The following is a 14,689-nucleotide window of genomic DNA, read 5'->3' as shown; positions in this document are numbered from 1 at the left end:
CTCAACGGATAAAAGCTACCCCGGGGATAACAGGCTTATCTCCCCCAAGAGTCCACATCGACGGGGAGGTTTGGCACCTCGATGTCGGCTCATCGCATCCTGGGGCTGTAGTCGGTCCCAAGGGTTGGGCTGTTCGCCCATTAAAGCGGTACGCGAGCTGGGTTCAGAACGTCGTGAGACAGTTCGGTCCCTATCCGTCGTGGGCGTAGGAAATTTGAGAGGAGCTGTCCTTAGTACGAGAGGACCGGGATGGACGCACCGCTGGTGTACCAGTTGTTCTGCCAAGGGCATAGCTGGGTAGCTATGTGCGGAAGGGATAAGTGCTGAAAGCATCTAAGCATGAAGCCCCCCTCAAGATGAGATTTCCCATAGCGTAAGCTAGTAAGATCCCTGAAAGATGATCAGGTTGATAGGTTCGAGGTGGAAGCATGGTGACATGTGGAGCTGACGAATACTAATAGATCGAGGACTTAACCATATAATATGAAGCAAATGTTATCTAGTTTTGAAGGAATATGCCTTCATAGTTTGGTGATGATGGCAGAGAGGTCACACCCGTTCCCATACCGAACACGGAAGTTAAGCTCTCTAGCGCCGATGGTAGTTGGGACCTTGTCCCTGTGAGAGTAGGACGTCGCCAAGCAACTAAACACGAGTCAAATGACTCGTGTTTTTTCGTGTTTTCTTTTATAATCCATAGTAATTAAAAATGTATTTAAATAATTATTATTTTGATTAAATACAGGAAAATGTGGCTAGGATAGTAAATAAGCAAAAGAGTTGCAAATTTTATTAATACGTATATAATTAAAGTCAAAGATAGTCAAAGTCAATAAAGGTGGCGGATAAATGAGAAATATATCTGATATCATTGAGCAATATCTAAAGCAAGTTATTGACTTAAGTAATAATAATGTGATTGAAATCAAAAGAAATGAGATTGCGGATCGATTCGAGTGCGTACCATCTCAAATCAATTATGTAATCAATACCCGTTTTACGTTAGAAAGAGGATTTGTAGTAGAAAGTAAACGTGGTGGAGGAGGTTACATTCGCATTATAAAAGTCAAACTGCATGATGATATAGACATTATTGATCAAATGCTTCATATGATTGATCATAGCGTTGCGCAAGGAAATGCAGAGAGTATGATTATACGTTTAATAGAAGAGGGAATCATAACGAATCGTGAAGCTAAACTTATGTTAAGCGTACTAGATCGTTCTGTATTATCAATGGATGTTCCTTCTCGAGATGAACTTAGGGCTCGAATATTATGCGCAATGTTAAGAACACTGAAATATAAATAAATACAGCTTTTGTAAAAGAATAATAATTAAGAGATAAGGCAGTTAAATATTGTAGAAGTTTTGAAAAAAGAACACGCACTTTTATGTAAACGAATAAAGGCAAGTGAACAGTCTAGTAATGTATGAAAAATACTATGAGATAGATCGTTCCTGTTGTAAAGGTGGGGATAGTGATGACTTGTCAAAACTGTAATATAAGACCAGCAACTTTACATTATACAAAAGTAATTAACGAAAAGAAGGCGGAAGTTCATCTTTGTGAGCAATGTGCAGAACAAAGTGGCTATACGTCTTTCTTTCAATCATCGCAGTCTAACTTTTCATTCCATGATTTATTTGCTGGGTTATTACACGGTGAATCAACAATGTTTGAAGAAGGAAAAAGCGGATTTTCGAACACAAATATATTAAGATGTCCAGATTGTAAAATGACATATGAGCAACTTACAAAGGTAGGACGTTTTGGATGTGCTTCTTGTTACGATACATTTAAGGAACATTTAAAGCCGTTATTAAAACGTCTTCACGGCGGGCATACAGATCATTGCGGAAAAATTCCGGAGCGTATAGAAGGAAATATTCACTTAAAGAAAGAATTAGATGAACTAAAACTCATTCTGAAACAATACGTACAGAAAGAGGAATTTGAGAAAGCTGCTGAAGTAAGGGATAAAATTAGAAACCTTGAAAATCAGCTTAGTGAGCATAGAGAGGGGGAATAGTTCTATGTCACTGGACAAAATTATGAATGAAGCGATTAGTCCATGGATGAAGGGGGATGGCCCTGATTCTGATATTGTTTTAAGTAGTCGAATTCGTTTGGCTCGTAATTTTAAAAAATATCAATTCTCTACTATGCAAAATGAAGAAGAAGCTAAACTGATTCAAGAATTATTTAAAAAGGAATTTATAAATAAAACGGTAGAACCTTTTGGAGAGTTTGAGCTATTAAAAATGAATGAATTAACGCCTCTTCAAAGGAGAGTATTAGTTGAAAAGCATTTAATTAGTCCCAACCTTGCAGGAACAGAATATGGAGCATGTCTATTGTCAGAAAGCGAACATATTAGTGTTATGCTGAATGAAGAAGACCATATTCGGATTCAGTGCTTATTTTCAGGATTGCAGTTATCAGAGGCTCTTCAAAGTGCCAATCAAATAGATAATTGGATTGAGAAAGAGGTTGAATATGCTTTTGATGAATCACTTGGATATATTACAAGCTGCCCTACTAATGTTGGTACAGGATTGAGGGCTTCCGTAATGATTCATTTACCGGGACTCGTTTTAACGAAAAGAATTAGCCGTATTATACAAGTAATTCAAAAATTAGGGTTAGTAGTAAGAGGAATATACGGTGAAGGTAGCGAAGCGTTAGGTAATATATTTCAAGTGTCAAACCAAATGACGCTAGGAAAATCTGAAGAAGATATTATTGCAGATTTAAAGAGTGTCATTCAACAAATCATACAGCAAGAAAAGATGGCTAGAGAATTAATTGTACAAAATTCAAGTATTGAGCTTGAAGATAAAGTTTATCGCTCTTATGGCATACTAGCCAACAGTCGTTTAATTCAATCTGCGGAAGCAGCCAATTGCTTATCAGATTTACGACTTGGTATTGATTTAGGATATATAAAAGGTATATCGAGAAATATTTTGACTGAGCTAATGGTCCTTACACAACCAGGCATTTTACAACAATATGCAGGAGGACCTTTAGGACCAGAAGAAAGAGATTATCGAAGAGCAACCTTAATCCGTGAGCGATTACGTATTGAAAAAAACTAAGCGCAAGTAGGAGGCGATTTCTATGATGTTTGGAAGATTTACAGAAAGAGCACAGAAAGTATTAGCTTTATCTCAAGAGGAAGCGATTCGTATTGGGCATAACAATATTGGAACAGAACATATTTTACTTGGGCTTGTACGCGAAGGTGAAGGAATTGCAGCAAAAGCGTTGATTGCTCTTGGATTAAGCCCGGAGAAAGTTCAAAAAGAGGTAGAAGCGTTAATTGGGCGCGGAACAGAAGCTTCTCAAACTGTGCATTATACACCGCGTGCTAAAAAGGTTATTGAGTTGTCTATGGATGAAGCTCGCAAATTAGGCCATTCTTATGTTGGAACAGAACATATCTTACTTGGTTTAATCCGCGAAGGTGAAGGGGTAGCAGCACGTGTTTTAAATAATTTAGGTGTTAGCTTAAATAAGGCAAGACAACAAGTATTGCAACTTCTTGGAAGTAATGAAGCAAGTTCAGGTCATCAAGGTGGTTCTTCAACAAATGCAAATACACCAACACTTGATAGCTTAGCACGTGATTTAACAGTTGTTGCACGTGAAAATCGTTTAGATCCTGTTATTGGACGTGGTAAAGAAATTCAACGTGTAATTGAAGTTTTAAGTCGTAGAACAAAAAACAACCCTGTATTAATTGGGGAGCCTGGTGTAGGTAAAACGGCAATTGCAGAAGGATTAGCACAACAAATTGTAAATAATGAAGTTCCTGAAACTTTAAGAGATAAGCGTGTTATGACACTAGATATGGGTACGGTGGTAGCCGGAACGAAATACCGTGGTGAATTTGAAGACCGTTTGAAGAAAGTAATGGATGAAATCCGCCAAGCAGGAAATATCATTCTATTTATTGATGAACTTCATACATTAATTGGTGCAGGTGGCGCAGAAGGTGCTATTGACGCATCGAATATTTTAAAACCATCTTTAGCTCGTGGTGAATTACAATGTATTGGGGCGACAACGTTAGATGAATACCGCAAATATATTGAAAAAGACGCAGCTTTAGAGAGACGTTTCCAACCAATTCACGTTGATGAGCCAAGTTTAGATGAATCAACTCAAATTTTGAAAGGTTTACGCGATCGTTATGAGGCACATCACCGCGTATCTATTACGGATGATGCAATTGATGCAGCTGTAAAGCTTTCAGATCGTTATATTACAGATCGTTTCTTACCAGATAAAGCAATTGATTTAATTGATGAAGCTGCTTCAAAGGTTCGCTTACGCTCTTATACAACACCACCAAATCTAAAAGAGCTTGAAGTGAAGCTTGAGGAAATTAGAAAAGAGAAAGATGCAGCTGTACAAAGTCAAGAATTTGAAAAAGCTGCTTCGTTACGTGATATGGAACAACGCTTACGTGAGAAGTTAGAAGATACGAAGCGTCAATGGAAAGAGCAACAAGGAAAAGAAAACTCAGAAGTGACAGTAGAAGATATTGCAAATGTCGTTTCTACGTGGACTCGTATCCCGGTTTCTAAACTTGCACAAACAGAGACTGATAAATTATTAAACTTAGAATCGATTCTTCACGATCGTGTTATTGGTCAAGATGAAGCGGTAGTAGCTGTAGCGAAAGCTGTTCGTCGTGCTAGAGCAGGCTTGAAAGATCCGAAACGTCCGATTGGTTCATTTATTTTCTTAGGACCAACAGGTGTAGGTAAAACGGAGCTAGCAAGAGCGTTGGCAGAATCTATGTTCGGTGATGAGGATGCAATGATTCGCATCGATATGTCTGAGTACATGGAGAAGCATTCTACTTCTCGTTTAGTTGGATCTCCTCCAGGATATGTTGGATATGAAGAAGGTGGACAATTAACAGAAAAGGTTCGCCGTAAGCCATATTCAGTTGTCTTATTAGATGAAGTAGAGAAAGCTCATCCTGATGTGTTTAACATTTTACTACAAGTATTAGAAGATGGTCGCTTAACAGATTCTAAAGGGCGTACAGTTGATTTCCGTAATACAATTGTTATTATGACATCTAACGTTGGTGCAGAAGCGTTAAAACGTAATAAACATCTTGGATTTAACGTACAAGATGAGAGCCGCGATTATTCAGATATGAAAGGTAAAGTAATGGATGAACTGAAAAAGGCATTCCGTCCAGAATTCTTAAACCGTATTGATGAAATTATCGTGTTCCATATGCTTGAGAAAAAACATATTCAAGAGATTGTAACACTTATGGTAAATCAGTTAGTAAATCGCTTAAAAGAGCAAGAAATTGAATTGCATTTAACAGAAGGAGCGATTTCAGCTATTGCTGATAAAGGGTTTGACCGAGAGTACGGTGCTCGTCCGCTTCGTAGAGCAATTCAGAAACATGTAGAAGATAGACTATCGGAAGAACTTTTAAAAGGTGCTATTGAGAAAGGACAAAAAGTTATCTTTGATGTTGAAGGAGAATCATTTGTCATTCATAGTGCTGAAAAGGTAAAATAAGTATAGACAAACTAAGAGGGCTACGAGATAGCCCTCTTTCTTGTACGACAAAGATAAATTGTTTATAGATGAAAGTGAAGTGAGATATAAAACGATATGGCTAAAAAGAAAACAAAATTCACATGTCAAGAGTGTGGGTATCAGTCACCAAAATATATGGGGAAATGCCCTGGATGTGGTCAATGGAATACGCTTGTTGAAGAGATGGAACCAGTTGTATCATCAAGGCGCCTTAATTATGCCAATGCAATTCAAACAGAAGTAACAAAACCAAGACGTCTAACAGAAGTGGAAACAAAGTCTGAGGCGCGTATTGAAACAAAATTTCAAGAATTTAACCGTGTACTTGGTGGCGGGATTGTAGATGGATCCTTAGTACTGATTGGTGGAGACCCCGGGATTGGAAAATCAACGTTACTGTTACAAATATCATCGCAATTAGCAGATTCTTCATATGATGTCCTATATATATCGGGTGAAGAATCAGCAAAACAGATTAAACTGCGTGCGGATCGTTTACATGTAAATGGTAGTAATCTATTTGTTGTATCAGAGACGGATTTACAGCGAATTGCAACACATATTGAAGAGGTGAACCCAGCCTTTGTTGTTATTGATTCTATTCAAACAATACATCTACCTGAAGTAACATCAGCGCCGGGAAGTGTGGCACAAGTTCGTGAATGTACAGCGGAATTAATGAAACTTGCAAAAACGAAAGGGATCCCTATTTTTATCGTTGGACATGTGACAAAAGAGGGAGCGATTGCAGGACCTCGTATGTTAGAACATATGGTCGATGCAGTTCTTTACTTTGAAGGAGACCGTCATCATACATACCGCATTTTGCGAGCAGTAAAGAATCGTTTTGGTTCTACGAATGAAATGGGTATTTTTGAAATGAAAGAGCTTGGCCTTGCAGAAGTATTAAACCCTTCTGAAATTTTTCTTGAGGAAAGACCAGTTGGGGTTGCAGGATCAACAGTGGTTGCCTCAATGGAAGGAACAAGACCAGTTTTAGTAGAAATACAAGCATTAATCTCCCCTACTAGTTTTGGAAACCCTCGAAGAATGGCAACGGGAATTGATCATAACCGTGTATCGCTTATTATGGCAGTGCTAGAAAAAAGAACAGGCTTATTATTGCAAAATCAGGATGCATATTTAAAAGTAGCAGGTGGTTTGAAGTTAGATGAACCAGCAATTGATTTAGCTGTCGCTTTAAGTATAGCTTCAAGTTTTAGAGATAAATCTACGGCACCAACCGATGCAGTAATAGGAGAAGTAGGATTAACTGGAGAAATAAGAAGAGTATCAAGAATTGAACAACGTGTACAAGAAGCAGCTAAATTAGGATTTCAACGCGCTATTATTCCTAGAAAAAATTTGGGAGGATGGACAATTCCAGATGGGATTGAGGTAGTTGGTGTATCTAATTTAGGAGAAGCGCTTCGTTTGACATTAGGAGGCTAGGCTATGGAAGAAAACAAGCAACGTGTCAAAAGTATGATTAATATTTTACAACTTGTGGCCCCGGGAACACCACTGCGCGAAGGGATAGATAATGTACTTCGCGCACAAACAGGGGGATTAATTGTTCTTGGATATAATGAGCAGATTAAAAGTATTGTTGATGGAGGTTTTCATATTAATTGTGCATTTTCTCCGGCTAGTTTATACGAATTAGCAAAAATGGATGGGGCACTTATTTTAAATGAAACTGGAAGTAAAATTTTGATTGCGAACGCACAGTTAGTTCCAGAGTCATCTATCGACTCTATTGAGACAGGTATGCGCCACCGAACAGCGGAGCGTGTAGCAAAGCAGACTGGTAGCCTTGTTGTGGCTATTTCACAGAGACGTAACGTAATTACGCTATACCAAGGGAATTTACGTTATACACTAAAAGATATAGGTGTTATTTTAACAAAGGCAAACCAAGCTATTCAAACGTTAGAAAAATATAAGGCTGTATGGAATGATGGGATTACGAATTTGGGCATTCTAGAATTTGAAGAGGTTGTTACAATGTCCGAGGTGGTTCATGTTTTACATAGTGTTGAAATGGTACTACGTATTAAAAATGAAATATTGAGCTATATTCATGAATTGGGAACAGAAGGTAGGTTAATTCGTTTACAACTTACGGAACTACTAGCCGACTTAGAAGCAGAGGCAGCGCTATTAATTAAAGATTACTATCAAGAAAAAACACAAGACCATCATCAAATTTTGAAAAAGTTACAAGAGCTTGCGAATACACAACTTCTAGAGGATAGTGATTTAGTTAAATTGCTCGGATACCCGGGACAAACGAGCTTAGAAGAAAGTGTGACGCCGAGAGGATACCGAATCACAAGCAAAATTTCGCGTGTTCCACCACTTATCATTGAAAATTTAATTAATCGATTTAAAACCTTGCAGGGTGTTTGTCGTGCAACTATTAATGAATTAGATGATGTGGAAGGAATTGGAGAAGTCAGGGCGAAGAAAATACGAGAAGGCCTAAAAAGAATTCAAGAGCATCTCTATATGAGTAGACACAATTAAGAATATTACATTGATTCCATAATATAACGACACTAGAACATTTTTGGTATATGATATGATATATTGGTAAATAAAACTATTTATAAAAAAACACGTCCGCTTTTGCATTCGGCGTTTTGATTAGCGAAACAATGGTTAATAATGAGTAGGAGGTGGTTGGATGTTAAAACGGATTGTACAGCTCTTCTTTTTAGTAATCGGGGGAGCGTTAGGGATTTACTTAATCCCAAAAGTTATTAATGTATTAGACATCGGTGCCGTTCCTTTATTGGAAGGATCGTATGTTCGTGCAATTATTGGTGCAATTATTTTATTTTTAACAACATTTTGGCTTGTAGATTATATTGTTCAACTTATTAAGCATATTGAAGAGGCTCTTGTAAAGGCGCCTGTAGCAGATGTTTTATTTGGTACATTAGGGTTAATCTCTGGGCTTATTGTTGCGTATTTAATTTTAATACCAATTCGTGAATTTACAATTCCAGTTATTAGTACAGTGTTGCAAGTGTTCTTTACTCTTTTACTAGGATATTTAGGATTCCAAGTAGGGTTTAAAAAGAGGAATGAATTGCTAGGATTATTTACATTACCACAACGTGGGAAAAAGAAAAATAATAATAGTGAGAATGAAGAACCAGAAAATGAGGTAGAAGAATCTTTAGCGCATTGGAAAATTCTTGATACAAGTGTAATTATCGATGGACGTATTGCTGATATTTGCCAAACAAAGTTTTTAGAAGGAACAATTGTCATTCCACAATTCGTGTTAGAAGAACTTCAGCACATTGCCGATTCTTCTGATGCTTTAAAACGTAATCGTGGTCGCAGAGGATTAGATATTTTAAATCGTATTCAAAAAGAGATGCCGATTCCGGTAGAAATTTATGAAGGCGATTTCGACGATATTCAAGAAGTGGATAGCAAACTTGTAAAGTTAGCGAAAATCACTGGTGGAACGGTAGTAACGAATGACTTCAACTTAAACAAGGTCTCTGAATTACAAGGGGTAACGGTGCTAAACATTAACGATTTAGCTAATGCAATTAAACCTGTTGTACTCCCAGGTGAAGAACTAAGTGTTTATGTTGTAAAAGATGGAAAAGAACAAAATCAAGGTGTGGCATATTTAGATGATGGCACAATGATTGTAGTAGAAGATGGTAGAGAATATGTGGGCTCACAACTCGATGTACTCGTTACGAGTGTGTTACAAACATCGGCGGGGCGTATGATTTTTGCCAAACGTAAATTATTAGAAAAAGCATTATAAGTAGAGGATTATTAATATGTATACATTAATTATTCCAGCAGCGGGTCAAGGAAAGCGGATGGGTGCTGGCAAAAATAAGTTGTTCTTACTTATTAATGAAGTACCGATTATTGTGCATACGTTACGTGCTTTTGAAAAGGATAAAGCATGTAAAAATATTATTATGGCAATTAATGAAGAAGAGCGCCCGTATTTTGAAGAGTTAATGCAGAAGTATCCGGTTAAAAAGCCAGTGCAATTTATTCAAGGTGGAGCTGAAAGACAAGATAGTGTATATAACGCGATTCAGCATACGAGTGATGTTGAGTATGTTCTTGTACATGACGGTGCGCGCCCATTTGTAACGAATAAAGTGATTCAAGATGTATTAACTGCAGCAGAAAAATATGGAGCTTCCATTTGTGCGGTGCCAGTGAAAGATACTGTTAAGAAAGTAGAGCAGGGTGTTGTTGTAGAAACAGTAGAAAGATCTCAGCTGAAAGCTGTACAAACACCGCAAGGGTTCTCTGTTTCTCTTTTGTTAGAAGCTCATAGAAGTGCGAAACAGAGTTGTTTTCTTGGTACAGATGATGCAAGTCTGGTAGAACGTATCGGGAAGCAAGTAGGTGTAGTAGAGGGGAGTTACTATAATATTAAGGTGACGACTCCAGAGGATTTACTAATTGCTGAAAGTTTTCTTCACGTTCAAAAGAAATGATAGCAATGATTATAGCGAAGAAAAGCTCGGCAACAGCCGGGCTTTTCTTTATAAAGATAGCGATATAATATAGAATCATAAAGCTCAGTAGTTTAGCTCGAGGAGGATGTAAAAAATGTTTCGAATTGGACAAGGTTTTGATGTACATGAATTCGCAGAGGGTAGACCGTTAATTATTGGTGGGGTTACAATTCCTCATGAGAAAGGATTAATCGGTCACTCCGATGCAGATGTATTGTTACATACAATCGCGGACGCTTGTTTAGGTGCAATTGCAGCAGGAGATATCGGAAAACATTTCCCTGATACAGACCCTGCCTTTAAAGATGCTGATTCAGCTGTATTGTTGCAAAAGGTTTGGGAATTTGTGCGTGAACAAGGTTATGAATTAGGAAATTTAGATTGTACAATTATTGCTCAAAAGCCAAAAATGGCACCACATATTGAAAGTATGCGTAAACGCATTAGTGAACTATTAGAAACGTCTATTGATAATATCAATGTAAAGGCAACAACAACAGAAAAATTAGGATTTACAGGTAGAGAAGAAGGAATTGCTTCTCAAGCAGTTGTTTTATTACAGAAAAAATAATGGTTTTTAATTCGTAAGATGGATAATCACATTTTTTTGGTGTACAATTATAGAATGTGTTGACATTAAGAATGGAAGGTGTACCAATTATGGAAAAGCAAGTGAGAGTGCGCTATGCGCCAAGTCCAACAGGACACTTACATATCGGAAATGCGCGTACGGCATTATTTAATTATTTATTTGCTCGTCATCAAGATGGTAAGTTTATTATTCGTATTGAAGATACTGATGTAAAACGTAATGTTGCTGGTGGAGAAGAAAGCCAATTAAAATACTTGAAATGGCTCGGTATGGACTGGGATGAAGGTGTTGATGTTGGTGGTGAATTTGGACCATATCGTCAAACAGAGCGTTTAGATATTTATAAAAAGTTATATGAAGATTTATTAGAGCGTGGTTTAGCTTACAAATGTTATATGACAGAAGAAGAACTAGAAGCAGAACGCGAAGGGCAAATTGCTCGTGGTGAAACACCTCGTTACGCAGGTAACCACCGTGATTTAACTGAAGCGCAAGTGAAAGAATTTGAAGCTGAGGGACGTATTCCAAGTATTCGTTTCCGTGTACCAGCTGACCGTGATTACACATTTAAAGATATTGTAAAAGATGAAGTTGCATTCCATTCAAATGATTTCGGTGATTTCGTTATTGTGAAAAAAGATGGGATTCCAACTTATAACTTTGCAGTAGCAGTAGATGATCACTTAATGGAAATTACACACGTGCTTCGTGGTGATGACCATATTTCAAACACTCCAAAACAAATGATGATTTATGAAGCTTTCGGTTGGGATATTCCACAATTCGGTCATATGACTTTAATTGTAAATGAAAGCCGTAAAAAATTAAGTAAGCGTGATGAATCTATTATTCAATTTATTGAGCAATATAAAGAGCTTGGATATCTTCCAGAAGCAATCTTTAACTTTATTGCATTACTAGGTTGGTCGCCAGTAGGAGAAGAAGAAATCTTCTCTCAAGAAGAGTTTATCAAAATGTTCGATGCAGCTCGTTTATCAAAATCACCTGCATTATTTGATTCTCAAAAACTAAAATGGATGAACAACCAATATATGAAAAAGCAAGATTTAGATACGGTAGTAGAATTAAGCTTACCGCATTTAGTAAAGGCTGGACGTATAGGTGAAACTTTAAGTGAACAAGAACAAGCGTGGATTCGTGATGTAATTGCGTTATATCATGAACAAATGAGCTTTGGAGCTGAAATTGTAGAGCTTTCTGAAATGTTCTTCAAAGATCATGTTGATTATGAAGAAGAAGGACAAGAAGTATTAAAAGGTGAACAAGTACCAGAAGTACTTCGTGCATTTGCTGGTCAAGTAGAAGCACTAGAAGCTATGGAACCGGCAGCAATTAAGGCGGCTATTAAGGCAGTTCAAAAGGAAACAGGTCATAAAGGTAAAAACTTATTTATGCCAATCCGTGTTGCAACTACTGGTCAAACACACGGCCCAGAGCTTCCTAATGCTATTGCACTTCTTGGAAAAGAAAAAGTTTTAAATCGTCTTCAAAAAGTAATTGGTTAACATTTTCTAGGTTTAGAAATATAATAAGTATACTTAAAACCTAATAAGGAAAAGCGACGAGAAGGAGAAGTAGAAAATCAGGCTTTTTACAGAGAGAACCACCTTAGGCTGGAAGTGGTTTATAAGCGGGTTTTTGAAATGCCCCTTCGAGTCTTCTGCTGAACAGCAAATGGTTTTGCGAAACGTCTAGGACGTAAAGTAAGCAGAAGCGGTGTACACCGTTATCAGAGATGAGTTTGAGGCTTTTTTAGCCTAAACAGAGTGGAACCGCGCTTATAAGGCGTCTCTGTCAATATGACAGAGACGTCTTTTTTTATACCGTAAAACTGGGTGTGAGTATAATCTTTATCCACGTGTATAAAGATTTAGGGGGATAAGTAGGGAGTTAGTTCACTCGAAAAAGCAGCCCATAAAGGGGAGGGAACGTCGATGTTTAAGAGGCTTCGGGAAGATATTGAAGTCGTTTTTGAACAGGATCCAGCGGCAAGAAGTTATTTCGAAGTCATTTTGACTTACTCTGGATTACATGCAGTTTGGGCCCATCGAATTGCACATGCTTTTTATAAAAAGAATTTCTTCTTTATTGCACGTTGGATCTCACAAGTTAGTCGTTTCTTTACTGGCATTGAGATTCATCCAGGAGCAACAATTGGTCGTCGTTTTTTCATTGACCATGGAATGGGGGTTGTAATTGGAGAAACGTGCGAAATTGGTGACAATGTAACGATCTATCAAGGGGTTACATTAGGTGGTACGGGTAAAGAAAAGGGAAAGAGGCACCCTACAATCCAGGATAATGTATTAATTGCAACGGGTGCTAAAGTACTAGGTTCTATTACAGTTGGAGAGAATTCTAAAATTGGAGCAGGTTCTGTCGTATTAAAAGAAGTCCCTGCACATTCTACAGTTGTAGGTATACCTGGCCGAGTCGTTATTCAAAATGGAGTAAAGATCGGTCAGGAATTAAATCATTCCGACCTTCCAGACCCAATTTTTGATAAATTAAAGGTCATGGAAGTAGAACTTGATAAATTGAAAAAACAACTTGAAGTAAAGGTAGAAAGGAAGGATAAAAATGACTATTCACATTTATAATACGTTAACACGTCAAAAGGAAGAGTTTATTCCATTAGAAGAAAATAAGGTGAAGATGTATGTATGCGGACCTACAGTTTATAACTATATTCACATCGGGAACGCAAGACCACCTATGGTATTTGATACAGTGCGCCGTTATTTAGAATATAAAGGGTACGATGTGCAGTATGTATCTAACTTTACTGACGTAGATGATAAATTAATTAAAGCAGCAAATGAGTTAGGCGAAGATGTGCCGACAATTGCGGACCGTTTCGTAGAAGCGTACTTTGAAGATGTAACGGCATTAGGTTGCAAACATGCAACAGTTCATCCGCGTGTAACAGAAAATATGGATATTATTATTGAATTTATTCAAGAACTTGTGAATAAAGGATATGCATATGAATCAGAAGGGGATGTGTACTTTAGAACGAAGGAATTCGAAGGGTACGGTAAGTTATCACATCAACCGATCGCGGACTTACGTCACGGTGCGCGTATTGAAGTAGGAGAAAAGAAACAAGACCCTCTTGATTTTGCACTATGGAAAGCTGCGAAAGAAGGAGAAATCTTCTGGGAAAGCCCTTGGGGTCAAGGTCGTCCAGGCTGGCATATCGAATGCTCGGCAATGGCGCGTAAATACTTAGGGGACACAATTGATATTCACGCCGGTGGTCAAGACTTGGCATTTCCTCATCATGAGAATGAAATTGCGCAGTCTGAGGCGCTAACAGGAAAAACATTTGCACGTTATTGGATGCACAATGGATATATTAATATTAATAATGAGAAAATGTCTAAGTCACTTGGGAACTTCATTTTAGTTCACGATATCATTAAGCAATATGATCCGCAGTTAATTAGATTCTTTATGCTATCAGTACATTATCGTCACCCAATTAATTTCAGTGAAGAGTTATTACAAAGCACAAATAACGGACTGGAAAGAATTAAAACAGCTTACGGTAATTTGAAACACCGTATGGAAAGTAGTACGGATTTAACAGATCATAATGAGAAATGGTTAGCTGATCTGGAAAAATTCCAAACTGCATTTGAAGAAGCGATGAATGATGATTTCAATACTGCTAATGCAATCACTGAGTTATATAATGTAGCAAATCATGCAAATCAATATTTACTGGAAGAACATACGTCTACAGTGGTAATTCAAGCATACGTAAAACAACTTGAAACATTATTTGATATTTTAGGGTTAGAATTAGCACAAGAAGAGTTACTAGATGAAGAAATTGAGGCGCTTATTCAAAAACGTATTGAAGCTCGTAAAAATCGTGATTTTGCATTATCAGATCAAATTCGCGATGATTTAAAAGATCGTAATATTATTTTAGAAGATACCGCTCAAGGTACAAGATGGAAAAGAGGATAA

General features: G+C 37.5%; 12 protein-coding genes, 2 rRNA genes and 1 other annotated feature. All 14 genes read left to right on the top strand.

Annotated features, from left to right (window positions below):
• Positions 1-478 (top strand): 23S ribosomal RNA (locus MR083_RS11945); the annotation flags it as partial.
• 49 nt (positions 479-527) lie between these two features.
• A 5S ribosomal RNA gene (rrf, locus tag MR083_RS11940) occupies positions 528-643 on the top strand.
• A 206-nt stretch (positions 644-849) separates the two neighbouring features.
• A complete protein-coding gene (gene ctsR, locus MR083_RS11935) occupies positions 850-1,311 on the top strand; it encodes a transcriptional regulator CtsR (protein ID WP_001244563.1) in 462 nt (153 codons plus the stop codon).
• A gap of 173 nt (positions 1,312-1,484) precedes the next feature.
• The gene (locus MR083_RS11930) at positions 1,485-2,033 is read left to right on the top strand and encodes a protein-arginine kinase activator protein McsA (protein WP_000128394.1); all 549 of its coding nucleotides are present in this window, start codon (positions 1,485-1,487) and stop codon (positions 2,031-2,033) included.
• A 4-nt stretch (positions 2,034-2,037) separates the two neighbouring features.
• On the top strand, positions 2,038-3,102 hold the full coding sequence (locus MR083_RS11925) for a protein-arginine kinase McsB (protein WP_000050822.1): 1,065 nt from the start codon (positions 2,038-2,040) through the stop codon (positions 3,100-3,102).
• A gap of 22 nt (positions 3,103-3,124) precedes the next feature.
• Positions 3,125-5,560, top strand: a complete 2,436-nt coding sequence (gene clpC / locus MR083_RS11920) for an ATP-dependent protease ATP-binding subunit ClpC (RefSeq protein ID WP_000971179.1) — start codon at positions 3,125-3,127, stop codon at positions 5,558-5,560.
• A gap of 96 nt (positions 5,561-5,656) precedes the next feature.
• Positions 5,657-7,033, top strand: a complete 1,377-nt coding sequence (gene radA, locus MR083_RS11915; RefSeq protein WP_001085212.1) for a DNA repair protein RadA — start codon at positions 5,657-5,659, stop codon at positions 7,031-7,033.
• A gap of 3 nt (positions 7,034-7,036) precedes the next feature.
• Entirely contained in the window at positions 7,037-8,110 is a 1,074-nt protein-coding gene (gene disA / locus MR083_RS11910; protein ID WP_000392168.1) for a DNA integrity scanning diadenylate cyclase DisA, read from the top strand.
• A 160-nt stretch (positions 8,111-8,270) separates the two neighbouring features.
• On the top strand, positions 8,271-9,380 hold the full coding sequence (locus tag MR083_RS11905; protein WP_000919684.1) for a PIN/TRAM domain-containing protein: 1,110 nt from the start codon (positions 8,271-8,273) through the stop codon (positions 9,378-9,380).
• Positions 9,381-9,396: 16 nt separating this feature from the next.
• Positions 9,397-10,077: a 2-C-methyl-D-erythritol 4-phosphate cytidylyltransferase gene (gene ispD, locus MR083_RS11900; protein ID WP_000288294.1), complete on the top strand. Its 681-nt coding sequence runs from the start codon at positions 9,397-9,399 to the stop codon at positions 10,075-10,077.
• A gap of 115 nt (positions 10,078-10,192) precedes the next feature.
• Positions 10,193-10,669, top strand: a complete 477-nt coding sequence (ispF, locus tag MR083_RS11895; RefSeq protein WP_000488396.1) for a 2-C-methyl-D-erythritol 2,4-cyclodiphosphate synthase — start codon at positions 10,193-10,195, stop codon at positions 10,667-10,669.
• 89 nt (positions 10,670-10,758) lie between these two features.
• The gene (gene gltX / locus MR083_RS11890) at positions 10,759-12,216 is read left to right on the top strand and encodes a glutamate--tRNA ligase (RefSeq protein ID WP_000415154.1); all 1,458 of its coding nucleotides are present in this window, start codon (positions 10,759-10,761) and stop codon (positions 12,214-12,216) included.
• A gap of 47 nt (positions 12,217-12,263) precedes the next feature.
• Positions 12,264-12,507 (top strand) — a binding site (T-box leader).
• A gap of 138 nt (positions 12,508-12,645) precedes the next feature.
• Positions 12,646-13,311: a serine O-acetyltransferase gene (cysE, locus tag MR083_RS11885; protein WP_000476500.1), complete on the top strand. Its 666-nt coding sequence runs from the start codon at positions 12,646-12,648 to the stop codon at positions 13,309-13,311.
• Positions 13,292-14,689 carry a cysteine--tRNA ligase gene (gene cysS / locus MR083_RS11880; protein ID WP_000152256.1) on the top strand — a complete coding sequence of 466 codons (1,398 nt, stop codon included), beginning with the start codon at positions 13,292-13,294 and terminating at the stop codon, positions 14,687-14,689. Before cysE ends, cysS begins: the two co-directional genes overlap by 20 nt.

Source organism: Bacillus cereus group sp. BfR-BA-01408 (assembly GCF_022663305.1).
Lineage (GTDB): Bacteria > Bacillota > Bacilli > Bacillales > Bacillaceae_G > Bacillus_A > Bacillus_A pacificus.
This window is presented reverse-complemented; position numbering and strand designations above follow the sequence as displayed.